Origin of the sequence: Pseudomonas citronellolis, from assembly GCF_029335315.1 — a bacterium.
GTDB lineage: Bacteria > Pseudomonadota > Gammaproteobacteria > Pseudomonadales > Pseudomonadaceae > Pseudomonas > Pseudomonas citronellolis_A.
The window spans coordinates 36161-59126 of sequence record NZ_JARJLT010000047.1 but is presented as its reverse complement, the minus strand read 5'-3'; the positions used below and the strand labels follow the sequence as shown (position 1 = coordinate 59126).

The following is a 22966-nucleotide window of genomic DNA, read 5'->3' as shown; positions in this document are numbered from 1 at the left end:
CGCTGCTGGCAATTCGCCGGCGCTCGCCGCATCATCGCGCCCGCAACCCCGCGAGGACTCCATGAACTATCCGATCGACGGCCTCAACCACGCCTACCTGGGCAGCGGCGTCTACGCGCTGCTGCGCGAGGCGCTGATCACCGGACGCTTCCAGCCCGACGACCGCCTGCGCATCCGCGACCTGGCGCAGCAGCTGGGCACCAGCGTGACCCCGGTGCGCGACGCCATTCTGCAGCTGGCCAAGGAACAGGCGCTGGTGCTCAGGACGCCGCGCGACATCCGCGTGCCGGTGCTGACCCGCGAGCAGTACCTGGAAATCCGCAGCATCCGCGTGGCCCTCGAAGGCCTGGCGGCGGAGACCGCGGCCAGCCGGGCGAGCGCCGAGCAACTGGCGATGCTGGAAGCGAACATCCGCGACAACCTCGCGGCGATCCACGCGGACGACCTGGAAGCGGCGCTCAAGCTCAACCAGGCCTTCCACTTCGCCCTCGCCGAGATCGCCGGCATGCCCCTGCTCAAGGGCTTCCTCGACAGCCTGTGGATGCGCACCGGGCCGCTGATCGCGCGGACCTACGGCAGCTTCAACGAGCGCATGGCGGTGGAGCACCACTGGGAAGTCCTGCACGCCCTGCAGAAGGGCGACGGCCCCGCGGCCCGCGCGGCCATCTGCGCAGACCTCACCGATGGCAGCCAGAAGATGCTGGAATTCCTCGCCCAGCGCGAAGAGGAAGCCGTTCCCCTGTAGGAGCGGGCCCTGCCCGCGATTCGCGCGCATAGCGCGCTCCTACGGGAAGTGGCGTCCTGCCGTTTTCGCGGAAGCGTAGGGCGCATAACCGTTCGCGGTTATCCGCCGTCAGCCCGCAACACCGTTGCCCGGGAATGACGGCGGATAACGCCGTAGGCGTTATGCGCCCTACAGAGAGCGCATCGCCAACGCACGAGCAGCCAAAGAAAAACGGCCCCGAAGGGCCGTTTGTCGTTACCGCGATGGGCTCAGCCGCCGAGGTAGGCGTCGCGTACCTTGGGGTCGACCAGCAGGTTGGCGCCGCTGTCCTGCATCACGATCCGGCCGTTCTCCAGCACGTAGCCGCGGTCGGCGAGCTTCAGCGCCTGGTTGGCGTTCTGCTCGACGAGGAAGACGGTCACGCCTTCGCTGCGCAGCTGTTCGATGATGTCGAAGATCTGCTGGATGATGATCGGCGCCAGGCCCAGGGACGGCTCGTCGAGCAGCAGCAGCTTGGGCTTGCTCATCAGCGCGCGGCCGATGGCGAGCATCTGCTGTTCGCCGCCGGACATGGTGCCGCCGCGCTGGCTGAAGCGCTCCTTCAGGCGCGGGAACAGGCCCAGGACGCGCTCCATCTGCTCCTGGTAGTCACCCTTGCTGGTGAAGAAGCCACCCATCGCCAGGTTTTCCTCGACGGTCAGGCGGGCGAACACCCGGCGGCCTTCGGGGACCACCGCGATGCTCTTGCGCATGATGTGCGAGGATTCCTGGCCGACCAGTTCCTCGCCGAGGTACTTGATGCTGCCGGAGGCCGCGCGCGGCGAGCCGCAGAGGGTCATCAGCAGGGTCGACTTGCCGGCGCCGTTGGCGCCGATCAGGGTGACGATCTCGCCCTGCTGGACCTCCAGGCTGACCTCGTGCAGGGCCTGGATCTTGCCGTAGAAGGTGGAGACCTTGTCGAACTTCAGCATGGCTCAGGCCTCCCCCAGATAGGCTTTGATCACGTCCGGGTTGTCGCGGATCTGCTCCGGGGTACCGTCGGCCAGGGGCGTGCCCTGGTTGATCACGTAGATGTGGTCGGAAATGCTCATCACCAGCTTCATGTCGTGCTCGATCAGCAGCACGGTGACGCCGTGCTCGGCGCGCAGCATGGCGATCAGCGCCTTCAGGTCCTCGGTCTCGCGCGGGTTGAGGCCGGCCGCCGGCTCGTCGAGCATGAGCAGTTGCGGGCGGGTCATCATGCAGCGGGCGATTTCCAGGCGGCGCTGCTGGCCGTAGGCCAGGGTGCCGGCGGGGCGGTTGGCCACGTCCTTCAGGTTGACCACTTCCAGCCAGTGCGCGGCGTAGTCCAGCGCTTCGGCTTCGGCGCGGCGGAACCCGGGGGTCTTCAGCAGGCCGGCGAGGAAGTTGGTGTTGATGTGCCGGTGCTGGGCGACCAGCAGGTTCTCCACCGCGGTCATTTCCTTGAACAGGCGGACGTTCTGGAAGGTGCGCACCACGCCGCGGTGGGCGATCTTGTGGCCCGGCAGGCCCTGGATGGGCTCGCCGCGCAGCAGGATCTGCCCGCCGGTGGGCTGGTAGAAGCCGGTGAGGCAGTTGAACACGGTGGTCTTGCCGGCGCCGTTCGGGCCGATCATCGAGACCACCTGCTTTTCCTCGACCTTGAGCGCGACGCCGTTGACGGCCAGCAGGCCGCCGAAGCGCATGGTCAGGCCGCTTACTTCAAGAATCGGTCGACTCATTTGCGCAACTCCAGGTGCGGGCGCTGCATCGGCAGCAGGCCCTGCGGACGCCAGATCATCATCAGCACCATGATGGCGCCGAACATCAACATGCGGTATTCGCTGAAGTCACGCATCAGTTCGGGCAGCAGGATCATCACCACGGCGGCGAGGATCACCCCCAGTTGCGAGCCCATGCCGCCGAGGACGACGATGGCGAGGATGGTCGCCGACTCGATGAAGGTGAACGACTCCGGCGTCACCAGGCCCTGGCGCGCGGCGAAGAAGCTGCCGGCGAAACCGGCAAAGCAGGCGCCGAGGGTGAAGGCCGAGAGCTTGATCATGGTCGGGTTCAGGCCCAGGGCGCGGCAGGCGATCTCGTCTTCGCGCAGCGCTTCCCAGGCGCGGCCCAGCGGCATGCGCAGCAGGCGGTTGATGACGAACAGCACCAGCAGCACCAGCAGCAGCGCCACCAGGTAGAGGAACACGACCTTGTAGTTCGAGTTGTAGGCGATGCCGAAGAACTCGTGGAAGGTCTGCATGCCCTCGGGCGCGCGGCGCTCGAAGGTCAGGCCGAGCAGGGTCGGTTTCTCGATGTTGCTGATGCCGTTGGGGCCGCCGGTCAGGCCGGTGAGGTTGCGCAGCAGGACGCGGATGATCTCGCCGAAGCCCAGGGTCACGATCGCCAGGTAGTCGCCGCGCAGGCGCAGCACCGGGAAACCGAGCAGGAAGCCGAACAGCGCGGCCATGCCCCCGGCGATCGGCAGGCAGGTCCAGAAGCCCAGGCCGAAGTAGTGCGAGAGCATCGCGTAGCTGTACGCGCCCACGGCGTAGAAGCCGACGTAGCCGAGGTCGAGCAGGCCAGCCAGGCCCACCACGATGTTCAGGCCCAGGCCCAGCAGCACGTAGATCAGCACCAGGGTGGCGATGTCCACCGCCCCGCGCGAGCCCCAGAAGGGCCAGGCCAGCGCGACCAGGATCATCACGATGATGACCTTGCGCTGCACCGACGGCTGGGTCAGCGAACGGTAGAGGATGTTGTTCTCGCCCAGGTGCAGGTTGCGCGCGCCGGCGAAACTGAAACGGTCACGCACCAGTTGCCAGACGAACATGGCCACGGCGCACGCGGCGATGGTCCACAGGGTGGTGGGGCTGACGCCCTCCAACTGCAGGCCGATGCCGATGACGCTGAGTTTCAGGCCGAGGATCGGGTAGGCCACCGCCAGCACCAGCAGGGCGCTGAAGAAGGCCGTCTTGAGTCGCTTGTTCATACCTTCTCCACCTCCGGACGACCGAGCAGACCGGTGGGGCGGAACAGCAGCACGAGGACCAGCAGGCTGAAGGCCACCACGTCCTTGTACTGGTCACCGAACACGTCGGCGCCGAAGGCTTCGGCGACGCCCAGCACCAGGCCGCCGAGCATGGCGCCTGGAATGCTGCCGATGCCACCGAGCACCGCGGCGGTGAACGCCTTGATGCCGGCGAGGAAGCCGATGTTCGGGTTGATCACGCCGTACTGCAGGCCCAGCAGGACCGCGGCCACGGCCGCGAGGCTGGCGCCGATGACGAAGGTCAGGGCGATGATGTTGTTGGTGTTGATGCCCAGCAGGTTGGCCATCTTGATGTCCTCGGCGCAGGCGCGGCAGGCGCGGCCCAGGCGGGAACGGGAGATGAACAGGCTGAGGCCGTACATGGCCAGCAGGGTGACGATGAAGATCAGCACCTGCATGTAGGAGACGGTCACCCCGTAGGTGGGGTCGCCGAACACCAGGTTCCCCGGCAGCAGGTTGGGGATGGCCTTGTCCTTGGAGTCCTGGGCGAGCAGGACTTCGTTTTGCAGGAAGATCGACATGCCGATGGCGGAGATCAGCGGGATCAGCCGGTTGCTGCCGCGCAGCGGGCGGTAGGCGATCCGTTCGATGCTGTAGCCGTAGGCGCTGGTCACGATGATGGCAGCGGCGAAGGTGCAGAAGATGACGATCGGCAGACTGACGATCCCCATCATGGCCAGGCCGGTGATCACGATGAAGGCTACGTACGAGCCGATCATGTAAACCTCGCCATGGGCGAAGTTGATCATGCCGATGATGCCGTAGACCATGGTGTAGCCGATGGCGATCAGGGCATAGGTGCTGCCAACGGTAAGGCCGTTGACCAGCTGTTGCAGGTAGTGATAGAGCTCAGGCATCACCTAACTCCTCGGGCGTCGCGTGAAGCGGCGCTTGTGGCGCGACGGACCCCCGGAATACGCGGAATAAACAAAGCCCACTGCAAGCGCAGTGGGCTCTGGACTCGAACGGCGGACCTTATTTGACTTCGGTCTTGGTGCCGTCCTTGTGCCACTGGTAGACCACGAAGTTGAAGTTCTTCAGGTCGCCCTTCTCGTCGAAGGCCAGGGAACCGGTGGGAGTGTCGAAGGTGTTGCTGCGCAGGGCGGCGGCGACCTTGTCGGTGTCGGTGCTGCCGGCCTTCTTGATGCTGTCGGCGATGACCTGCACGGCGGCGTAGGCGGGGAACACGAACGGGCCGCTCGGGTCCTGGTTCTTGGCCTTGAAGGCGGCGACCAGCGCCTGGTTCTTCGGATCCTGGTCGAAGGACTTCGGCAGGGTCACGTACAGGCCTTCGGAAGCCGGGCCGGCGATGGCCGAGATTTCCTTGTTGCCGACGCCTTCGGGGCCCATGAAGCCGACCTTCAGGCCTTTCTCGGAAGTCTGGCGCAGCAGCAGGCCCAGTTCCGGGTGGTAGCCGCCGTAGTAGACGAAGTCGACGTTGGCCTGCTTCAGCTTGGCGATCAGCGAGGAGAAGTCCTTGTCGCCGGCGTTGATGCCTTCGAACATGGCGACTTTCACGCCGGCGTCTTCCAGGGTCTTCTTGACCGCGGTGGCGATGCCTTCGCCGTACTGCTGCTTGTCGTGGATGACCGCGACGACCTTCGGCTTGACGTGGCTGGCGATGAACTTGCCGGCGGTCGGGCCCTGCATGTTGTCCAGGCCGATGGTGCGGAAGATCAGCTTGTAGCCGCGGCTGGTGATGTCCGGGCTGGTGGAGGCCGGGGAAATCATCAGGATGCCTTCGTCTTCGTAGATGTCCGAAGCCGGCTGGGTGGAGCTGGAGCACAGGTGGCCAACGACGAACTTGACGCCATCGTTGACGATCTTGTTGGCAACCGCCACGGCCTGCTTGGGATCGCAGGCGTCGTCGTAGACCACGCCTTCAAGCTGCTTGCCGTCGACGCCACCGGCCTTGTTGATCTGCTCGATGGCCATCTTGGCGCCAACGAACTCCATCTCCCCGTACTGGGCGACCGCGCCGGTCACCGGGCCGGCCAGGGCGATCTTGATGGTGTCGGCGGCCATCGAATAGCTGGCGACGCCGGCCAGGGCCATGGCGGTCAACAGTTTGGAAAGACGTTGGGTACCCTTTTTCATAATGCTCCACTCTTCTTGTGTTTTCGTTCTTGTGGTCCTGTGGCCGTGGTGTGCCGGGCTTTGCGCCCTGGCGGAATCCGACGGCAACTGTACCGGTACAGTGTAGAGTGCCGCTTCGCCGCTTGAAAAGCGGGGGGCGGCGGGACGCTTTGCCCCATGTCGCAATGACGAAACAAACGTATAGAAAAACGGCGTAGTGCCAGTACCCCTCCTTTGGTCCCATCCCCCTCGCGTTCCTCCCGGGAAGCTTGCCTGGCGCCGGTCGGGCGGTATCATGGCGCCGCCTGACTTCCCGGTGAGTACCATGACTGAACAAACTAGCACCCTCTATGCCAAGCTGCTCGGCGAGACCGCCCAGATCTCCTGGCAGGAGCTGCAGCCGTTCTTCGCCCGTGGCGCCCTGCTGCGCGTGGCCGACGGCGTGGACCTGATCGAGGCGGCGCAGGCCGTGGCCGAGGACGACCGCGAGAAGGTCGCCGCCTGGCTGGCCGCGGGCAACCTGGCCAAGGTCGACGAAGCCGCCGCGCAGGACTTCCTCGACCGCGACCCGTCGCTGTGGGCGGTGGTGGTGGCGCCCTGGGTGCTGGTCCAGGAACGCGCGGAAAAAACCCCGCTGCATTGATCCGGCGCGCCTTGCAATGCGCCAGGGCGAGCTAGACTTGGCGGATCACTGCACGGAGGTACGTCATGTTCGAGCCTGGTCACCTGCATCTCCACGCCCTGCCGGGCCTTGACCAGCAGGCGCTGGATATCAACCTGTTCTACGAGATCCGCCACGACGCGGCCAACGGTGCCTACGTCCACTTCACCATGGACGGCAGCATCGACGGCAACGCGTTCAAGGAGGAGTTCGACATGCCCAAGGATCAGGCCTTCAACTTCGCCAGCGATGCCACCCGCATCGCCCAGAAGCACGGCCTGCACCCGCGGTTCGGGCCGATAGTGCGGATTCACAAGGAATACGACGCGATGTTCGAGGACATCCGCACCAAGCTGGGGACCCAGCCGGGGGACCCGATCGACCTGGACAAGGTGGTTCACGGCGGCGAGTGATCGTCTGCCTCGGTTGAACGAGAAAGCCCGGCGACCGCCGGGCTTTTTCATGACGGCCTATTAGGAACCGTAGGGGCGGGCCATGCCCGCGATCGCGCGCGTGGCGCGCTCCTACGGAGCGTTGGCGGCATCCGAAGCGCTTGGCCTCAGGCCGTCACCCAGCGCTGCCGCGCCCAGCCGCTCAGGGAGTCGACGCCGAGCACCAGCACCAGCATGGCGAGGATCACCGTCGCCGCCTGGGCCTGCTGGAACAGGCTGAGGCTGAAGTAGAGCATCTGCCCCAGGCCGCCGGCGCCGACGAAGCCCAGCACGCTGGCCATGCGGATGTTGTTTTCCCAGCGGTAGAGGATGTACGCCACCAGTTGCGGCCAGACCGCCGGCAGGGTGCCGTAGGCGAAGGCCGCGACCCGGCCGCCGCCGGCCAGGCGCACGGCTTCGGCGGGTTCCCCCGGGGTGTTCTCCAGGGCTTCGGCGAACAGCCGGCCGAGCACGCCGCCGGTGTGCAGGGCCAGGGCCAGGGTGCCGGCGTTCGGCCCGAGGCCGGCGGCCAGCACCATGAGCGCGCCCCACACCAGCTCCGGCACCGCGCGCAGGGCGTTGAGGAGGAAGCGCGCGAGGCTCTGCGCGATGGCGCCGAAGCGCCCGGCCGCCGGCAGGGCGAACAGCAGCCCGAGCAGCGCCGCCAACAGCGTGCCCAGGGCCGACATGGCCAGGGTTTCCAGGGCGCCGTAGCCGACCGCGCGCAGGTGCGTGGCGGACAGGTCGGGTGGGAAGAAGTCGCGGGCGTAGCCGGCCATCTGGCCCAGGCCCTGGGCGCTGAGCAGGCCGGCGCCATCGATATCCAGGTAGAGGAAGGACGCGACCACCGCCACCAGGAGCGCGAGGACCCAGCCCAGGGCGCGCAGCAGCGCCGCGCGGGGAGCGTTCATTCGAGCCTCCGGCGCAGGAAGCGGCTGAGCTGGTCGGCGCCCAGCACCAGCACCAGGAAGGTCAGCAGCAGGCTGGCCACTTCGCCGCCAGCGAACATGCGCAGCGACAGGTCGACCTGCTGGCCGAGCCCGCCGGCGCCGACGAAGCCCATCACCACCGAGGCGCGGATCGCGCATTCCCAGCGGTACACGGTGTAGGAAATCATCTCGGCGGCGGCCTGCGGCAGCACCCCGTAGGCGAAGGCGCCGAGCCGCGAGCCGCCGCCCAGCAGCAGCGCGCGGGTCGGGCGCGGGTCGACCGATTCGAAGATTTCCGCGTAGACCTTGCCGAGCATGCCGCCGTAGGTGATGGCGATGGCCATGACCCCGGCGGTGGCGCCCAGGCCCACGGCGCGGACGAACAGCAGCGCCCAGACGATCTCCGGGATGCTGCGCAGGACGATCAGCAGCAGCCGCACCGGCCAGCGCAGCGCCCGCGCCCACCAGGCCGGCAGGCCGCCGCGGGCCAGGGCCGAGAGCGACAGCGCGCGGGTCGCCAGCAGCGCCGCGGGGAAGGCGATCAGCCAGGCCAGGGCCATGCCGGCGGTGGCGATGGCCAGGGTTTCCAGGGTGGCGCGGCCGAGCACGGCGAGGAACTCGGCGTCGTGGGCCGGCGGCCAGAAGCCGGCGAGGAAGCCGGCCATGGTCCGCGCGTTGTCGCCTGTGAACAGGCCGGGGATGTCCAGCTCGCTCAGGCGCAGGCCGGGCCACAGCAACAGCAGGGCCAGCAGGGTCAGCAGCAGGCGCGGCAGCGCGGCGGGGTCGCGGGGTTTCAGCATCGCGGAATCTGCACCACGTGCAGCGGCTCCACCGGCGCGGAGCGTTCGCCGCCCAGCTGCTCGTTGGCATAGAGCTGGCGCAGGTCCTCCGGGGTCACCGTGGTGGCGGCCTTGTCGAAGACGATGCGACCCTCGCGGATGCCGACGATGCGCGGGAAGTGCGCCAGGGCCAGGTCCACCGCGTGCAGGCTGGCCAGCAGGGTCAGGCCGTGGGCGTCGGCCTCGCGGGTGAGCAGGCCGAGGGTGTGCCCGGCGAGCACCGGGTCCATGGCCGACACCGGCTCGTCGGCCAGCAGCAGGTGCGGGCGCTGGTACAGCGCGCGGGCGATGCCGACGCGCTGCAGCTGGCCGCCGGACAGCTGGTCGCAGCGCTGGAACAGCTTGTCGGCCAGGTCCAGGCGTTGCAGGGCGGCGCGGGCGCCGTCGATGTCCAGGGGGTAGAGCAGGCTGGCCAGGCTCTTCCACAGCGGCCACTGGCCGAGGCGGCCGGCGAGCACGGCGTTGACCACCCGCTGGCGCGGTGGCAGCGGCGGCGCCTGGTGAATCAGGCCGATGCGCGCGCGCAGGCGCTGGCGGGCCCCGGCGGTGAGCCGCCAGGGCTGTTCGCCGAGCACGTCGAGGTCGCCGCTGGCGGGGCGCAGGGCGGTGGCCAGGACGCGCAACAGGGTGGTCTTGCCGGCGCCCGAGGGGCCGATGATGGCCACCCGTTCGCCGGCCTCGACCCGCAGGTCGATGCCGGCGAGCGCGCGCTGGCCGTTGGCGTGGAGGTGCTCCACGCCGGTCAGGCGCAGGGTCACTTCAACAGGCCGGCGGCGCGGGCCGACTCCTCGATGCCCTTGTAGTTCTCCGGCTTGGTCTCGATGAAGCGGCTGGCCGCCTGCAGGTCGAGGATCGCCTTGTCGCGCGGCTTGCTCGGGTCGAGGGCGAGGAAGGCCTGCTTGATCTTCTCGGCCACGGCCGGGTCGAGGTTGCCGCGCACCGTCCAGTTGTAGTCGTAGTAGGTCGGGGTGGTGGCGAAGACCTTGACCTTGTTGGTGTCGACCTTGCCGGCGTCGACCAGCTTCTGCCACACCGAGGCGTTGAGCACGCCGGCGTCCACCTTGCCGGCCTGGACCCAGGCCACGGTGGCGTCGTGGGCGCCGGAGTAGGCCACGCGGGAGAAGAACTGCTCGGGGACGATGCCGTCCTTCTGCATGAAGTAGCGCGGCATCAGGCTGCCGGAAGTGGAGGACACCGAACCGAAGGCGAAGGTCTTGCCCTTGAGGTCCTGCAGCGACTTCACGTTGGGGTCGGCGGTGATGAACTTGCTGGTGAACTGCTGGTCCTGCTCGCGCTGCACCAGGGGGATGGCGTTGCCGGTCTTCAGGCGCGCCTGGACGAAGGTGAAACCGCCCAGCCAGGCCATGTCGAGGCGGTCGGCGGCCAGGGCCTCGACCACGCCGGCGTAGTCGGACACCGGTACGAATTTCACCGGGATGCCCAGTTGTTCCTGCAGGTATTCGCCCAGCGGCTTGAACTTGCGCAGCAGCTCGGTGGGGGCTTCGTCGGGGATCGCCGAGACCTTGAGTTCCTTCAGGGGTTCGGCCTGGGTGAAGCTGGCGGAAAGGGACAGCGCGAAGCAGGCGGCGAGCGCCAGGGTGCGTTTCAGCATGGGAGCAGTCTCCGGGTCAAAAGCGGAAAAAGCCTGGGAAGTATAGTGGCGGTCTGCCGGTGTGCGCGCAAATGCGCGCGGCAGCGGGCTCGCAGGCTCGGCGAAGCGGATGGTGGGCGGTAAGATGGCCGTCCCCGTGCCCGCCATTCTGCCCGACAGGAGTCGTCCATGTCTGCCTTGCCCTCCATCGCCTTCGCCGGCCTCGGCCTGATGGGTGTGCCCATGAGCCGCCGGCTGCTCGCCGCCGGCTACCCGCTGACGGTGTGGAACCGTTCCGCCGCCAAGCGCGAGCTGCTGGCCGGGGAGGGCGCCCGCGCGGTGGAAAGCCCCGCCGAGCTGTGCCGGGACGCCGAGGTGGTGATGCTGTGCCTGGCCGACACCGCCGCCGTGCGCGAGGTGGTGTTCGGCGCCGGCGGCATCGTCGAGGGGGCGAAGCCCGGCCAGTTGCTGGTGGACTTCTCCAGCCTGGAGCCGGCCGCCACCCGCGAGATGGCCGCCGAACTGGAAGCCCGTAGCGGCATGCGCTGGGTCGACGCGCCGGTCTCCGGCGGCACCCCTGGCGCCGAGGCTGGGACCCTGGCGATCATGGCCGGCGGCCGGGTGGACGATGTCGAGCGCGTGCGCCCGCTGCTGGCCCACCTTGGCCAGCGCCTGACGCGCATGGGCGAGGTCGGCGCCGGCCAGGTGACCAAGGTCTGCAACCAGATGATCGTCGCCTGCAACGCCCTGGTGATCGCCGAGGTGGTGGCCCTGGCGGAGAGCGCCGGGGTCGACGCCAGCCTGATCGCTCCGGCCCTGGCCGGCGGCTTCGCCGATTCGAAACCGCTGCAGATTCTCGCCCCGCAGATGGCCGAGAGCCGCTTCGAACCGATCAAGTGGCACGTGCGCACGCTGCTCAAGGACCTCGACACCGCGGTGAAGCTGTCCTGCGAGCAGGGTTCGGCGACGCCCATGAGCGGCCTGGCCGCGCAGCTGATGCGCCTGCACGGCAGCCTGGGCCACCTGGAGCACGACCCGGCCACGCTGGTCGAACAGTACCGCCGCGACCGCGGCTGAGGAGATCGCCATGCAGATCTGCGCCAACCTGTCCCTGCTGTTCACCGAACTGCCGCTGATCGAACGCGTGCGCGCCGCCGCCGAGGCCGGTTTCGCCGGGGTCGAGATCCAGTTCCCCTATGAAGTGCCGGCCGCGGCGTTGCAGGCCGAACTGCAACGCCATGGCATGTCGCTGGTGCTGTTCAACCTGCCGGCCGGCGACCTGATGCAGGGCGGCGCCGGGCTGCCCGCCGTGCCGGGGCGCGAGGCGGCCTTCGCCGACGCGCTGCGCCAGGCGCTGGACTACGCCGAGGTGGCGCGGCCACAGCGGATCAACGTGCTGGCCGGGCGCCTGGCCGAGGGCGTCGAGCGCGAGCGCGCGCTCGAACTGCTCGCCGCGCACCTGCGGCAGACCGCCGAGGCGTTCGCCGCGCGCGGCGTGCCGGTGCTGATGGAGGCGATCAACCTCCACGACATGCCCGGTTTCCTGCTCAACACCCCGCAGCAGCAGCTGGACATGCTCGAACGTGTCGGCCACGCTAACCTCGCCGCGCAGCTGGACTTCTACCACATGGCGCGCATGGGGCTGGACCTGGCGGACAGCGTGCGCCAGCTGCGCGGCCATATCGGCCATGTGCAGTTCGCCGACGCTCCGGGGCGCGGCGAGCCGGGCAGCGGCGCGCTGGACTTCGAGCCGGCGCTGGCCGCGCTGGAGGCCCAGGGCTACGCCGGCTGGCTCGGCGCCGAGTACCGTCCCGGCGGCGCCACGGCCGCCGGCCTGGGCTGGCTGTCGGCCTGGCGCGAGCGCCTGGGCGGGGCCTGAGGCGGAACACAGCAAGATTCTTGTAGGGATTTTGTGGCCAATTTGACACTTTTTTGACTAACTGATGGGTAGATTCGGCGCGCGCGCCGCGAGGGCGTGCGCCTTTCGTTTCTGCCGTGTCCCGTCAAGGAGTGCCTCGATGTCCGAGGGCAACCGTCGCCTGTTTCCGACGATCAGTTCCAGCCGCCTGATCCTGCTGTTTTCCCTGGCCCTGGTGCTGTTCTACAACTTCGCCACCTGGAAGGCCCTGGATGGGCTGGTACCGCTGCAGGGGGCGTATCGCATCGCCTTCTTCGCCTCCTTCGGGGTGTTCCTCTGGGCCGCCTTCACCCTGCTGTTGACCCTGGTGTCGTTCCGCCCGCTGCTCAAGCCGGCGCTGACCCTGGTGGCGCTGCTCTCCGCCGGCGCCGCCTATTTCATGAACAACTACGGCATCGCCATCGACACGGTGATGGTGCAGAACATCTTCGAGACCAACCCGGGCGAGGCCGCCGCGCTGTTCAGCGGCAAGCTGGTGGCCTACCTGGCGCTGCTCGGCGCGCTGCCGTCGGCGCTGATCTGGCTGCTGCCGGTGAGCTACAAGCCGTTCCTGCGCGGGCTGCTGAACAAGGTGCTGGTGGTGTTCGCCTGCGTGCTCGCGGTGGCGGTGGTAGTCGGCGGTTTCTATTCCACCTACGCGCCGATCTTCCGCCAGGAAGACAAGCTCACCCACTTCATCAACCCGACCAACTACATCTACGCCGTGACCAAGTACGGCAAGCAGCGCCTGGGTATCCGCAAGGCCGAGCTGGTGGTGCAGAAGGTCGGCGAGGACGCCGTGCAGAGCGCCCAGGCATCCCAGCGGGCGAAGAAGTCGCTGTTCGTCTTCGTGGTCGGCGAGACCGCGCGGGCCGATCACTTCTCGCTCAACGGCTACGCCCGCGAGACCAACCCGGAACTGGCCAGGCTGGATATCCTCAACTTCACCAAGGTGCATTCCTGCGGCACCTCCACCGCGGTCTCGGTGCCCTGCATGTTCTCCAAGTTCCCCCGCGAGGACTACAGCGACAAGAAGGGCAAGACCTACGAGGGCCTGCTCGACGTGCTGCAGCGCGCCGGCCTGCAGGTGCTCTGGCTGGACAACAACAGCGACTGCAAGGGCACCTGCCTGCGCGTACCGCACCGCGACATCCCGAAGAACCAGCCCGGTCCCTTCTGTGACGGCAACAACTGCCTGGACGAGGCCCTGCTGCAGGACCTGCAGGCGTACATCGATGGCCTGAAGGACAACGCCATCATCGTCCTGCACGCCGACGGCAGCCACGGCCCCGAGTACTACGACCGCTACCCGGCGAACCTGGAACGCTACAAGCCGGTGTGCCACACCAACCAGTTGGGCAGCTGCTCGACGGACGAGCTGGTGAACGTCTACGACAACACCATCCTCTACACCGACTTCTTCCTGTCCAAGGTGGTCGAGCTGCTCAAGCGCAACAGCGACAAGTACGACACCTCGATGCTCTACGTTTCCGACCACGGCGAGTCGCTGGGCGAGAACGGCATGTACCTGCACGCCGCGCCCTACGCCATCGCCCCGGAAGCGCAGATCCACGTGCCGATGGTCATGTGGTTCGGCCCCTCGACCCTGGGCGACCGTGGCATCGACCGCGCCTGCCTGGCCGGCAAGCGCGACGAGGCGGACCTGAGCCACGACAACATCTTCCACTCGGTGCTGGGCCTGCTGGACGTGCGCACGAGCCTCTACCAGCCGGGCCTGGACATCTTCCACTCGTGCCGTGGCAACGCGGTGGCGGCGGGCGAATGACGCCGATGCCGTAGCCTTCTGCTTTTCGTAGGAGCGAGGGGGACGCCTAGTCCTTGCTCGCGAACGGATTCCGTGGCGGGGCTCGTTCGCGAGCAAGCTCGCTCCTACAGGGCGCTCCAGGCGAAAAAAAGGCCGTGCGGGTCACCCCGCACGGCCTTTTTCGTTTCGTGGGTTGCGGTTACTTGTCGCGAACCAGCAGCACCGGACGGTTGCTGACCCGCAGCAGGCCTTCGGCGACACTGCCCAACATCAGCCGGCGCACACCGCGACGGCCATGGGTGCCCATGACGATCAGCTCGGACTTGGCGGCGTCCGCCTCGATCTCGATGCGCTCGGCGACTTCCTCGCTGGCGCGCTCCTGGCAGACCCGGTCGAAGGTCGCCTTGACCTTGTCGCCGACCAGCTCGCGGGCCTTGGCCAGCACGTCGTCGGCGGCCTTCAGCGCGGCTTCGCGCAGCGGTTCGGGGTTGTAGTAGACGGCGTAGTCGGGCAGATGGCGCAGCGGGCTGTCGACGATGGTGATGACCTTCAGTTCGCCGCCGGTCAGTTGTGCCAGTTTCACCGCTTCACCCAGCGCGCGGTCCGACACCGGGCTACCGTCCACTGCTACCAGAATGCGCTCGTACATGATGTGTCCCTCAATGAGTGGCTTGGTGGGAAAACTCTAGCTCTCCCCGGGGGGGATTCCCTTGCGCAGGGTCAATACTAGACGGTGAGCCTGAATATGCCGGGCCTTGTGCCAGGCGCTTCCGATACTCGCGCGCCGCCTTGTAGGAGCGCGCCGTGCGCGCGAGTCGCGGGCATGGCCCGCTCCTGCGCAGAGGAGGATTGTGGGTTTGGGCTTCGGGCATGAAAAAGGCCGCCGCGGTTTCCCGGGGCGGCCTCTTCGGCGTGGCGTGGATCAGCCGGCGACCAGCACGCGGATCGCCTCCAGGCGCAGCGAGGCCTTGTCCAGCAGGGCCAGGCTCTGGTCGCGCTGGGTGCGCAGGGCGTCCAGCTCGCTGTCGCGTACGCTGGGGTTGACCTGCTTGAGCGCGGTCAGGCGCGCCAGCTCTTCGTCGAGGCTCGCCAGCAACTGCTGGCGGGCTTTCTCGACGCGCTCGGCGTGGCGCGGGACGACCTTGGCTTCGCCGATGCTGAACTGCTTGGCCAGCACGTCGCGCTGGGCCTGGACGAACTTGTTGGCGCTGGCGCGCGGCACGCTTTCCAGCTGCTCGTGCAGGGTCTCGAAGGACACCCGCGAGGACAGCTCGTTGCCGTTGGCGTCGAGCAGGCAGCGCAGCGCCACCGGCGGCAGGAAACGGCCCAGCTGCAGCTTGCGCGGGGCCACCGCCTCGCTGACGAAGAGCATTTCCAGCAGCACGGTGCCGGGCTTGAGCGCCTTGTTCTTGATGATCGCCACCGAGGTGTTGCCCAGCGAGCCGGACAGCACCAGGTCCATGCCGCCCTGCACCATGGGGTGTTCCCAGGTGAGGAACTGCATGTCCTCGCGGGCCAGGGCCTGGGCGCGGTCGTAGGTGACGGTCACGCCTTCGTCGTCGCCCAGGGGGAAGCTGGCGTCGAGCATCTTCTCGCTGGGCTTGAGGATCAGCGCGTTCTCCGAGTGGTCCTCGCTGTCGATACCGTAGGTGTCGAACAGGCGCTCCATGTAGATCGGCAGGGCGAACTGGTCGTCCTGCTCCTCGATCGCCTCGACCAGCGCCTCGCCCTCGCCGGCGCCGCCGGAGTTGAGTTCGAGCAGGCGGTCGCGGCCGCTGTGCATTTCCGCTTCCAGGGCCTGGCGTGCGGCCTCGCCTTCCTTCAGCAGGGCGGCGAAAGCGTCGTCGTCGCCGCCGTCGAGCAGCTCCACCAGGCGCGGGCCGAAGCGGTGCTGCAGGGCGTTGCCGGTGGGGCAGGTGGCGAGGAAGGCGTTGAGCGCCTTGTCGTACCACTGGAACAGGCGCTCCTGCGGGCTGTTCTCCAGGTGCGGTACGTGGATCTGGATCTCGTGCTTCTGGCCGATCCGGTCGAGGCGGCCGATGCGTTGTTCCAGCTGGTCCGGGTGCGCCGGCAGGTCGAACAGCACCAGGTGGTGGGCGAACTGGAAGTTGCGGCCCTCGCTGCCGATTTCCGAGCAGATCAGCACCTGGGCGCCGAATTCTTCGTCGGCGAAGTAGGCCGCCGCGCGGTCGCGTTCGAGGATGCTCATGCCCTCGTGGAACACCGTGGCCGGGATGCCCGAGCGCAGGCGCAGGGCGTCTTCCAGGTCCAGCGCGGTCTCGGCGTGGGCGCAGATCACCAGCACCTTGAACTGCTTGAGCATCTTCAGGGTGTCGATCAGCCATTCCACGCGCGGGTCGAAGCGCCACCAGCGGGCGTTCTCGTCGTGGTCCTCGAGCTGCGCCTGGAAGCTGACTTCCGGGTACAGGTCGGGGTGTTCGCCGACCGGCAGCTCCATGTATTCGATCGGGTTGGCCAGCGGGTAACTGTGCAGGTGGCGCACGGGGAAGCCCTGCACCGCGGCGCGGGTGTTGCGGAACAGCACGCGGCCGGTGCCGTGGCGGTCGAGCAGTTCGCGGATCAGGCGCGCGCGGGCGTCGTCGTCACCGCTCTCGACGCTGGCCAGCAGGTCGTCGCCGGCGTCGCCGAGGAAGCCGTGGATGGCCTGGCGCGCGGCCGGCGACAGGCGGCCGTGGTCGATCAGTTCCTGCACGGCTTCGGCCACCGGGCGGTACTGGCTGCTTTCGCGGCGGAAGGCTTCCAGGTCGTGGAAGCGGTCCGGGTCGAGCAGGCGCAGGCGCGCGAAGTGGCTGTCCAGGCCGAGCTGTTCCGGGGTGGCGGTGAGCAGCAGCACGCCGGGGATGATCTGCGCCAGGGTTTCCACCAGCTGGTATTCGGCGCTGGCCTGTTCCGGGTGCCAGACCAGGTGGTGGGCCTCGTCGACCACCAGCAGGTCCCAGCCGGCGGCGCACAGGGCGTCCTGGGCGCGCTCGTCGTTGCGGATCCACTCCAGGGCGACCAGTGCCAGCTGGCTGTCCTCGAAGGGGTTGCTGGCGTCGCTCTCGGCGAAGCGCTCGCGGTCGAACAGTGCCACTTCCAGGTTGAAGCGCCGGCGCATTTCCACCAGCCACTGGTGCTGCAGGTTCTCCGGCACCAGGATGAGCACGCGGCTGGCGCGCCCGGAGAGCAGCTGGCGATGAATCACCAGGCCGGCCTCGATGGTCTTGCCCAGGCCCACTTCGTCGGCCAGCAGGACGCGCGGGGCGATGCGGTCGGCGACCTCGCGGGCGATGTGCAGCTGGTGCGCGATGGGTTGCGCGCGGGCGCCGCCCAGGCCCCACAGGGAGGACTGCAGCAGGCGGGTGCGGTGTTCCAGGGTGTGGTAGCGCAGGGCGAACCAGGGCATCGGGTCGATCTGCCCGGCGAACAGGCGGTCGCTGGCCAGGCGGAACTGGATGAAGTTCGACAGCTGGGTTTCCGGGAGAACCTTGGCTTCGTTGTGCGCGGTGATGCCGTGGTAGACCAGCAGGCCGTCGATTTCCTCGACTTCGCGCACGGTCATCTTCCAGCCTTCGAAGTGGGTCACTTCGTCGCCCGGGGCGAAGCGCACGCGGGTCAGCGGGGCGTTGCGCTCGGCGTACTGGCGGGTATCCCCGGTGGCCGGATAGAGCACGGTGAGCAGCCGTCCGTCGAGGGCGAGGATGGTCCCCAACCCCAGTTCTGCTTCACTGTCGCTGATCCAGCGTTGACCCGGTTGATACTGCGCCATGGACACCTCCCGAAAAAAGCCGGCTATGGTAACGGAAGCCGCGGCTTTCAGCGACGCCCGTTCACCCGTGGCGCACCCGACGGACGGCCGGGGGCGTGCGCGGGGCCTGCGCCGGCACCGCCCGTCCGGCGGCCGCCTTGACGCCGGCGGAGTTCCCGTGAAGTGTAGCGAGGGCCCCGTGGCCCGGCGCTTCCAGCCGACAATCTGATGCCCGTGAGGAGGCAGCGACTGCGATGATTCCGCCGATTCCCAGCGACGTGCTGCCGGTCACCGCGCAGCAGGACCCGGCGCGCGTCCGCCCGGACGTGCCTCCGGTCGCCCCGGTGGCGCCGGCCGCCGGCGAGGCGGCGGTGAGTCTGGAGCGGCGTCCGGCGGAGCTGACCCCGGAGGAGGAGTACGAGCAGCGCCGCCGTCGCCGTCAGGCGCGGGGCGAGGGCGAGCCCGAGGAGATCGCCGAGGACGAGGCCGACGACGGCCTGGGCGAGGCGCCGCGCAAGGGCATGTGGATCGACGTCGAGGTCTGAACGACGTAGTAAGCTGTTCCCCTCAGCCGCCACCGCCTGCCGCCATGCTTTTCGCCGACGCGCCCATCCACCTCGAAAACGCCGAGCTGCGCCTGCTCCCGCGCTGGGTCGACGCCGCCCGCGCCCAGGCCTGGTTCGCCGAGCTGGTCGAGCGCACGCCCTGGGAACAACCCAGCGTGCACCTGCACGGCCGCGACTACCCGGTGCCGCGCCTGGTCGCCTGGTACGGCGACGCCGAGGCCAGCTACCGCTACTCGGGGCTGGTCCACCGGCCGTTGCCGTGGACGCCGTTGCTGGCGGAAATCCGCGCGCGGGTGCAGGACGAGGTCGGCCAGCGCGTCAACGGCGTGCTGCTCAACTATTACCGCGACGGCCAGGACTCAATGGGCTGGCACAGCGACGACGAACCGGAGCTGGGGCGCAACCCCCTGGTGGCTTCGCTGAACCTCGGCGGCGCGCGGCGCTTCGACCTGCGGCGCAAGGGCGGCACGGCCATCGAGCACTCGCTGGAGCTGGAATCCGGCTGCCTGCTGGTCATGTCCGGCGCGACGCAGCATTATTGGCAGCATCAGGTGGCCAAGACGCGGCGACCGGTCGCCCCCCGCCTGAACCTGACTTTCCGCCTGGTGCACGCCTAGCCATGAGTAACGACGACAAGCTGATCGACTTCACCGCCGAGCGCGACAAGCGCATCCACGACGTCCACGAGAAGCGCCTGCAGGATGTGCGCAAGGCCTTCGAGCAGGCGCTGCCGCTGGGCAAGGCGCGCAAGAAGGGCAAGGGCAAGCCGAAGAAGCGCTGAGCTCGCGCCCCGCGACACCCCCTCCCGGCCGCTCCCCGCGGCCACGCACCGCACCCCAAACCTCGCCGAACTTGACCTGGATCAGTGATCGCAAGCCCCGTGAACCGGGGCTTTGCGGCTATTGATCCAGGTCAATATGGCGCGCCCGGCCGACGCTAATCTGAGCCCATCGACACAGACGCAAGCGAAACAGGAGGCCAACATCATGTTCATCGACGAAGTGGTTCTCGCCGGCATTGTCACCGTTGGTTTGATGATCCTGTTCTGCGGTGGCGTCGGATATTTCATCTGGAAGGACTCGCACAAGCGCGGTTGACCTTCCGGATCACAGAGCACGCAAGGCACTTGGGGCGACTTCGGTCGCCCGTTTTTTTGCCTGCGATTTTTCATCGTGAACGGCTGTGTATCCGGGTGTCGTAGGGCGCATAACCGTTCGCGGTTATCCGCCGTTGGCCGAAACACCTGCGCTCGGGAATGACGGCGGATAACGCCTGGGGGCGTTATGCGCCCTACGATTCCCCCAGCTATCAATGAAAACGCCGCTTCCCCGTGGGGGAGGCGGCGTTTTCGCTTCCGGCGCGGATCAGCCGATGGTGATCGGCGGCAGCGCCGGCAGCTCGATGTCCAGCTTCTGCTTCGGCGCCAGCACCTCGGCTTCGCCTTCCACCACCGCCTCGCCGTTCTGGTTGAGCACGCGGGTGCCGATGCGCACGCGGTTCTTCGGCAGTTTCTCGAGCACCTCCAGTTCCACGTCGAGCACGTCGCCGATCTTCACCGGGCGGGTGAAGCGCAGGTTCTGCCCCAGGTAGATGGTGCCCGGGCCGGGCAGGGTGGTGGCGATCGCCGCGCTGATCAGCGCGCCGCTGAGCATGCCGTGGGCGATGCGCTCCTTGAACAGGGTGGTGGCGGCGTAGTCGGCGTCCAGGTGGACCGGGTTGCGGTCGCCGGAGACTTCGGCGAAGAGCTGGATGTCGCGCTCGCCCACGGCGCGCTGGAAGCTGGCCTTCTGCCCGACTTCGAGCTCGGAATAGGGAACGTTCTGCACCTGGGTCATGGTCTTTCCTCGTGTCGCGCGCCGGCGGAGGGGGCTCCGTCCAGCCAGGCGATCAGGTTGTGGGTGACCTCGTCGCGGTTGCTCTCGTTGAACAACTCGTGGCGGGCCTCGGGGTAGATCTGCGTTTGGACGTCGCGAACCCCCGCCCGGGTCATCGCCTGGGCCAGGTCGCGCAGGCGCTTGCCCTGGCTCACCGGGTCGCGTTCGCCGCCGATGATCAGCAGCGGCAGGGCCTTGTCGATGCGCGCCAGGTGCTCGACCGGGGTGATGTCCTGCAGGCCGCCGAGCAGGTCCAGCCACAGCTGGTTGCTGCAGCGGAAGCCGCACAGCGGGTCGCTGATGTACTTGTCGACCTCGCGGGTGTCGCGGCTCAGCCAGTCGAACTCGGTGCGGTTGGGCTTGAACGCCTTGTTGAAGGAGCCGAAGGAGAGGAACTCGATCAGCGCGCTGCGCCCCAGCGGGCCCTGGCGCCAGCGCTCGAAGCGCGCCACCAGTTGCGCCACGCGGTACAGCGCCACGGGTTGGTAGTTGGAGCCGGAAAGCACCGCGCCCTGCAGGGTGGCGCTGTGCCGGATCAGGTAGGCGGTACCTATATAGCTGCCCATGCTGTGGCCGAGCAGCACCACCGGCAGGCCGGGATTGCGCTCGCGCACGTGCTGGTTGAGGGTCAGCAGGTCGCCGACCACCTTGCCCCAGCCGCCCTGGTCGGCGTAGTGGCCGAGGTCGCCGTGCTCGGCGCTGCGGCCGTGGCCGCGCTGGTCGATGGCGTACAGCGACCAGCCGGCGGTGTTCAGCGCCTCGCCCAGGCGGGCGTAGCGGCCGGCGTGCTCGGCCATGCCGTGGGACAGCATCACCACGCCCTTGGGCAACTCGGCGGCCCAGTGGTGGGTGTACAGCGGAGTCTGGTCGCTGGCGTTCAGCCAGTAGGCGGCGTACGGCATGGGCGGTCCTTGTGCCGGCTCGGAGTGGCGGCACTATAGCAGCGCCCGGCGGGGCGCAGAATCCCGCCGTGCTGGCGAGAGATTCACGAAACGAATGACGACGCTTGAAGTATTTGCGCGGCACTGGGCAACTGCTACTTTCCGACGAATGCCCCCGCACCGGATGCCCGAGGGAACCGGCCGGGAACAGCCTTGCAGGTAATAAAGAGGACAACAGCCAATGCAAGCGGAATTCTGGAACGACAAACGTCCGGCGGGCGTGCCCAGCCAGATCGACCTGGGTGCGTACAAGTCGGTGGTGGAAGTGTTCGAACGCTCCTGCAAGCGTTTCGCCGACCGCCCGGTGTTCAGCAACATGGGCGTGACCCTCAGCTACGCCGAACTGGACCGCCTGTCCGCCGCTTTCGCCGCCTACCTGCAGAAGCACACCGACCTCAAGCCCGGCGAGCGCATCGCCGTGCAGATGCCGAACATCCTGCAATACCCGATCGCCGTGTTCGGCGCCCTGCGCGCCGGCCTCGTGGTGGTCAACACCAACCCGCTGTACACCGCCCGCGAAATGCGCCACCAGTTCAAGGACTCGGGCGCGCGGGCGCTGGTCTACGTCAACCTGTTCGGCAAGCTGGTGCAGGAAGTGCTGCCGGACACCGGCATCGAATACCTGATCGAGGCGCAGATGGGCGACCTGCAGCCGGCCCTCAAGGGCCTGCTGGTCAACGCCGCGGTCAAGCATGTGAAGAAGATGGTTCCCGACTACCAGCTGCCGCAAGCCGTGCCCTTCAAGGAGGTACTGCGCCAGGGCCGTGGCCACGCGCTGCAGCCGGTCAAGGTCGGCCTGGAAGACATCGCCGTGCTGCAGTACACCGGCGGCACCACCGGCGTGGCCAAGGGCGCCATGCTCACCCACGGCAACCTGGTGGCGAACATGCTGCAGGTGGACGCCTGCCTGTCGCAGCACGGCCCCGACGGTCGCCGGCTGATGAACGAGGGCGGCGAGGTGATGATCGCGCCGCTGCCGCTGTACCACATCTATGCCTTCACCGCGAATTGCATGTGCATGATGCACAACGGCAACCACAACGTGCTGATCAGCAACCCGCGCGACATCCCCGGCTTCATCAAGGAGCTGAAGAAGTGGCGCTTCTCCGCGTTGCTGGGGCTGAACACCCTGTTCGTCGCGTTGATGGAACACCCGGAGTTCAAGGAGCTGGACTTCTCCAACCTCAAGGTCACCAACTCCGGCGGCACGGCGCTGGTCTCGGCCACCGCCGAGCGCTGGAAGAAGGCCACCGGCTGCACGGTGGTGGAGGGCTACGGCCTCACCGAGACCTCCCCGGTGGTCAGCACCAACCCCTACGGCGAGCTGGCGCGCCTGGGCAGCGTGGGCATCCCGGTGGTCGGCACCGCGCTCAAGGTGATCGACGACGAAGGCAACGAGCTGCCGGTGGGCGAGCGCGGCGAGCTGTGCGTGAAGGGCCCGCAGGTGATGAAGGGCTACTGGCAGCGCCCGGAGGCCACCGCCGAGGTGCTCGACGCCGAGGGCTGGCTGCGCACCGGCGACGTCGCGGTGATCGACCCGGACGGTTTCGTGCGCATCGTCGACCGCAAGAAGGACCTGATCATCGTTTCCGGCTTCAACGTCTACCCCAACGAGATCGAGGACGTGGTCATGGCCCACCCGAAAGTGGCCAACTGCGCCGCCGTCGGCGTGCCCGACGAGCGTTCCGGCGAGGCCGTGAAGCTGTTCGTCGTGGCCCGCGAGCCGGGGCTGACGGTCGACGAGCTGAAGGCCTACTGCAAGGAGAACTTCACCGGTTACAAAATACCCAAGCAGATCGTCCTCAAGGATGCCCTGCCGATGACCCCGGTGGGCAAGATCCTGCGCCGCGAGCTGCGCGAAAGCGCCTGATC

Annotated in this window: 24 protein-coding genes; 11 read left to right on the top strand and 13 right to left on the bottom strand. The window is 67.9% G+C overall.

From position 1 onward, the window contains the following. Positions 1-61: 61 nt before the first annotated feature. Entirely contained in the window at positions 62-745 is a 684-nt protein-coding gene (locus P3W75_RS03975) for a GntR family transcriptional regulator (protein WP_276226074.1), read from the top strand. Between the two features lie 248 nt (positions 746-993). Here P3W75_RS03975 and P3W75_RS03970 read toward each other — a convergent pair whose 3' ends face one another. The 5 genes from P3W75_RS03970 to P3W75_RS03950 form a co-directional block, all read right to left on the bottom strand. Next, positions 994-1695, bottom strand: a complete 702-nt coding sequence (locus P3W75_RS03970) for an ATP-binding cassette domain-containing protein (RefSeq protein WP_276226073.1) — start codon at positions 1693-1695, stop codon at positions 994-996. A 3-nt stretch (positions 1696-1698) separates the two neighbouring features. Further along, positions 1699-2466 carry a high-affinity branched-chain amino acid ABC transporter ATP-binding protein LivG gene (gene livG / locus P3W75_RS03965; protein WP_276226072.1) on the bottom strand — a complete coding sequence of 256 codons (768 nt, stop codon included), beginning with the start codon at positions 2464-2466 and terminating at the stop codon, positions 1699-1701. Beyond that, entirely contained in the window at positions 2463-3716 is a 1254-nt protein-coding gene (locus tag P3W75_RS03960; protein ID WP_276226071.1) for a high-affinity branched-chain amino acid ABC transporter permease LivM, read from the bottom strand. The genes livG and P3W75_RS03960 overlap by 4 nt, the downstream gene beginning before the upstream one ends. Continuing rightward, positions 3713-4633: a high-affinity branched-chain amino acid ABC transporter permease LivH gene (livH, locus tag P3W75_RS03955; protein ID WP_276226070.1), complete on the bottom strand. Its 921-nt coding sequence runs from the start codon at positions 4631-4633 to the stop codon at positions 3713-3715. The genes P3W75_RS03960 and livH overlap by 4 nt, the downstream gene beginning before the upstream one ends. 118 nt (positions 4634-4751) lie before the next feature. After that, entirely contained in the window at positions 4752-5873 is a 1122-nt protein-coding gene (locus P3W75_RS03950) for a branched-chain amino acid ABC transporter substrate-binding protein (protein ID WP_276226069.1), read from the bottom strand. Positions 5874-6177: 304 nt separating this feature from the next. Between P3W75_RS03950 and P3W75_RS03945 the strand changes: the two genes are divergently transcribed. Both P3W75_RS03945 and P3W75_RS03940 read left to right on the top strand, forming a co-directional pair. Beyond that, a complete protein-coding gene (locus P3W75_RS03945; RefSeq protein ID WP_276226068.1) occupies positions 6178-6495 on the top strand; it encodes a DUF2288 domain-containing protein in 318 nt (105 codons plus the stop codon). 65 nt (positions 6496-6560) lie between these two features. Continuing rightward, on the top strand, positions 6561-6926 hold the full coding sequence (locus tag P3W75_RS03940; protein WP_276226067.1) for a DUF5064 family protein: 366 nt from the start codon (positions 6561-6563) through the stop codon (positions 6924-6926). 146 nt (positions 6927-7072) lie between these two features. Here P3W75_RS03940 and phnE read toward each other — a convergent pair whose 3' ends face one another. From phnE to P3W75_RS03920, 4 genes are read right to left on the bottom strand one after another with little or no spacing between them, the layout of a single operon-like run. Beyond that, positions 7073-7855, bottom strand: a complete 783-nt coding sequence (gene phnE, locus P3W75_RS03935) for a phosphonate ABC transporter, permease protein PhnE (RefSeq protein ID WP_276226066.1) — start codon at positions 7853-7855, stop codon at positions 7073-7075. Further along, complete coding sequence (locus tag P3W75_RS03930; protein WP_276226065.1) at positions 7852-8673, bottom strand: PhnE/PtxC family ABC transporter permease; 822 nt, start codon at positions 8671-8673, stop codon at positions 7852-7854. The genes phnE and P3W75_RS03930 overlap by 4 nt, the downstream gene beginning before the upstream one ends. Continuing rightward, on the bottom strand, positions 8667-9470 hold the full coding sequence (locus P3W75_RS03925) for a phosphonate ABC transporter ATP-binding protein (protein WP_276226064.1): 804 nt from the start codon (positions 9468-9470) through the stop codon (positions 8667-8669). Before P3W75_RS03925 ends, P3W75_RS03930 begins: the two co-directional genes overlap by 7 nt. Beyond that, a complete protein-coding gene (locus P3W75_RS03920; RefSeq protein ID WP_276226063.1) occupies positions 9467-10324 on the bottom strand; it encodes a putative selenate ABC transporter substrate-binding protein in 858 nt (285 codons plus the stop codon). Before P3W75_RS03920 ends, P3W75_RS03925 begins: the two co-directional genes overlap by 4 nt. A gap of 168 nt (positions 10325-10492) precedes the next feature. Between P3W75_RS03920 and P3W75_RS03915 the strand changes: the two genes are divergently transcribed. From P3W75_RS03915 to P3W75_RS03905, 3 genes are all read left to right on the top strand, one after another. After that, positions 10493-11380 carry an NAD(P)-dependent oxidoreductase gene (locus P3W75_RS03915; protein WP_276226062.1) on the top strand — a complete coding sequence of 296 codons (888 nt, stop codon included), beginning with the start codon at positions 10493-10495 and terminating at the stop codon, positions 11378-11380. 10 nt (positions 11381-11390) lie between these two features. Beyond that, positions 11391-12182 (top strand): hydroxypyruvate isomerase family protein, encoded by a 792-nt coding sequence (locus P3W75_RS03910; protein ID WP_276226061.1) that lies wholly within the window; start codon positions 11391-11393, stop codon positions 12180-12182. Positions 12183-12321: 139 nt separating this feature from the next. Continuing rightward, entirely contained in the window at positions 12322-13986 is a 1665-nt protein-coding gene (locus P3W75_RS03905) for a phosphoethanolamine transferase (RefSeq protein WP_276226060.1), read from the top strand. A 178-nt stretch (positions 13987-14164) separates the two neighbouring features. Here P3W75_RS03905 and P3W75_RS03900 read toward each other — a convergent pair whose 3' ends face one another. Together P3W75_RS03900 and rapA are read right to left on the bottom strand one after the other, a co-directional pair. After that, positions 14165-14614: a universal stress protein gene (locus P3W75_RS03900; RefSeq protein WP_276226059.1), complete on the bottom strand. Its 450-nt coding sequence runs from the start codon at positions 14612-14614 to the stop codon at positions 14165-14167. Between the two features lie 273 nt (positions 14615-14887). Next, positions 14888-17740, bottom strand: a complete 2853-nt coding sequence (gene rapA, locus P3W75_RS03895) for an RNA polymerase-associated protein RapA (protein ID WP_276226058.1) — start codon at positions 17738-17740, stop codon at positions 14888-14890. A 227-nt stretch (positions 17741-17967) separates the two neighbouring features. On the opposite strand from rapA, the gene P3W75_RS03890 reads away from it, so the two are divergent. The 4 genes from P3W75_RS03890 (at position 17968) to ccoM (ending at position 19376) form a co-directional block, all read left to right on the top strand. Further along, on the top strand, positions 17968-18258 hold the full coding sequence (locus P3W75_RS03890) for an aspartate-semialdehyde dehydrogenase (protein WP_276226057.1): 291 nt from the start codon (positions 17968-17970) through the stop codon (positions 18256-18258). Between the two features lie 44 nt (positions 18259-18302). Further along, a complete protein-coding gene (locus P3W75_RS03885) occupies positions 18303-18896 on the top strand; it encodes an alpha-ketoglutarate-dependent dioxygenase AlkB family protein (protein WP_276226056.1) in 594 nt (197 codons plus the stop codon). Between the two features lie 2 nt (positions 18897-18898). Continuing rightward, positions 18899-19060, top strand: a complete 162-nt coding sequence (locus P3W75_RS03880; RefSeq protein WP_276226055.1) for a hypothetical protein — start codon at positions 18899-18901, stop codon at positions 19058-19060. A gap of 205 nt (positions 19061-19265) precedes the next feature. Next, positions 19266-19376: a cytochrome c oxidase subunit CcoM gene (gene ccoM, locus P3W75_RS03875; RefSeq protein ID WP_276226054.1), complete on the top strand. Its 111-nt coding sequence runs from the start codon at positions 19266-19268 to the stop codon at positions 19374-19376. Positions 19377-19643: 267 nt separating this feature from the next. Here ccoM and P3W75_RS03870 read toward each other — a convergent pair whose 3' ends face one another. Both P3W75_RS03870 and P3W75_RS03865 read right to left on the bottom strand, forming a co-directional pair. Continuing rightward, positions 19644-20114 (bottom strand): MaoC family dehydratase, encoded by a 471-nt coding sequence (locus P3W75_RS03870; protein WP_276226053.1) that lies wholly within the window; start codon positions 20112-20114, stop codon positions 19644-19646. Further along, complete coding sequence (locus tag P3W75_RS03865) at positions 20111-21055, bottom strand: alpha/beta hydrolase (protein ID WP_276226052.1); 945 nt, start codon at positions 21053-21055, stop codon at positions 20111-20113. The genes P3W75_RS03870 and P3W75_RS03865 overlap by 4 nt, the downstream gene beginning before the upstream one ends. Before the next feature lie 220 nt (positions 21056-21275). Between P3W75_RS03865 and fadD2 the strand changes: the two genes are divergently transcribed. Then, a complete protein-coding gene (gene fadD2 / locus P3W75_RS03860; RefSeq protein ID WP_276226051.1) occupies positions 21276-22964 on the top strand; it encodes a long-chain-fatty-acid--CoA ligase FadD2 in 1689 nt (562 codons plus the stop codon). The last annotated feature ends 2 nt before the right edge of the window (positions 22965-22966 follow it).

Bases quoted from the DNA above. Each gene is read 5' to 3' on its own strand.
- P3W75_RS03975 (WP_276226074.1), top strand. From the start codon at position 62: ATGAACTATCCGATCGACGGCCTCAACCACGCCTACCTGGGCAGCGGC.
- P3W75_RS03970 (WP_276226073.1), bottom strand. From the start codon at position 1,695: ATGCTGAAGTTCGACAAGGTCTCCACCTTCTACGGCAAGATCCAGGCC.
- livG (WP_276226072.1), bottom strand. From the start codon at position 2,466: ATGAGTCGACCGATTCTTGAAGTAAGCGGCCTGACCATGCGCTTCGGC.
- P3W75_RS03960 (WP_276226071.1), bottom strand. From the start codon at position 3,716: ATGAACAAGCGACTCAAGACGGCCTTCTTCAGCGCCCTGCTGGTGCTG.
- livH (WP_276226070.1), bottom strand. From the start codon at position 4,633: ATGCCTGAGCTCTATCACTACCTGCAACAGCTGGTCAACGGCCTTACC.
- P3W75_RS03950 (WP_276226069.1), bottom strand. From the start codon at position 5,873: ATGAAAAAGGGTACCCAACGTCTTTCCAAACTGTTGACCGCCATGGCC.
- P3W75_RS03945 (WP_276226068.1), top strand. From the start codon at position 6,178: ATGACTGAACAAACTAGCACCCTCTATGCCAAGCTGCTCGGCGAGACC.
- P3W75_RS03940 (WP_276226067.1), top strand. From the start codon at position 6,561: ATGTTCGAGCCTGGTCACCTGCATCTCCACGCCCTGCCGGGCCTTGAC.
- phnE (WP_276226066.1), bottom strand. From the start codon at position 7,855: ATGAACGCTCCCCGCGCGGCGCTGCTGCGCGCCCTGGGCTGGGTCCTC.
- P3W75_RS03930 (WP_276226065.1), bottom strand. From the start codon at position 8,673: ATGCTGAAACCCCGCGACCCCGCCGCGCTGCCGCGCCTGCTGCTGACC.
- P3W75_RS03920 (WP_276226063.1), bottom strand. From the start codon at position 10,324: ATGCTGAAACGCACCCTGGCGCTCGCCGCCTGCTTCGCGCTGTCCCTT.
- P3W75_RS03915 (WP_276226062.1), top strand. From the start codon at position 10,493: ATGTCTGCCTTGCCCTCCATCGCCTTCGCCGGCCTCGGCCTGATGGGT.
- P3W75_RS03910 (WP_276226061.1), top strand. From the start codon at position 11,391: ATGCAGATCTGCGCCAACCTGTCCCTGCTGTTCACCGAACTGCCGCTG.
- P3W75_RS03905 (WP_276226060.1), top strand. From the start codon at position 12,322: ATGTCCGAGGGCAACCGTCGCCTGTTTCCGACGATCAGTTCCAGCCGC.
- P3W75_RS03900 (WP_276226059.1), bottom strand. From the start codon at position 14,614: ATGTACGAGCGCATTCTGGTAGCAGTGGACGGTAGCCCGGTGTCGGAC.
- P3W75_RS03890 (WP_276226057.1), top strand. From the start codon at position 17,968: ATGATTCCGCCGATTCCCAGCGACGTGCTGCCGGTCACCGCGCAGCAG.
- P3W75_RS03885 (WP_276226056.1), top strand. From the start codon at position 18,303: ATGCTTTTCGCCGACGCGCCCATCCACCTCGAAAACGCCGAGCTGCGC.
- P3W75_RS03880 (WP_276226055.1), top strand. From the start codon at position 18,899: ATGAGTAACGACGACAAGCTGATCGACTTCACCGCCGAGCGCGACAAG.
- ccoM (WP_276226054.1), top strand. From the start codon at position 19,266: ATGTTCATCGACGAAGTGGTTCTCGCCGGCATTGTCACCGTTGGTTTG.
- P3W75_RS03870 (WP_276226053.1), bottom strand. From the start codon at position 20,114: ATGACCCAGGTGCAGAACGTTCCCTATTCCGAGCTCGAAGTCGGGCAG.
- P3W75_RS03865 (WP_276226052.1), bottom strand. From the start codon at position 21,055: ATGCCGTACGCCGCCTACTGGCTGAACGCCAGCGACCAGACTCCGCTG.
- fadD2 (WP_276226051.1), top strand. From the start codon at position 21,276: ATGCAAGCGGAATTCTGGAACGACAAACGTCCGGCGGGCGTGCCCAGC.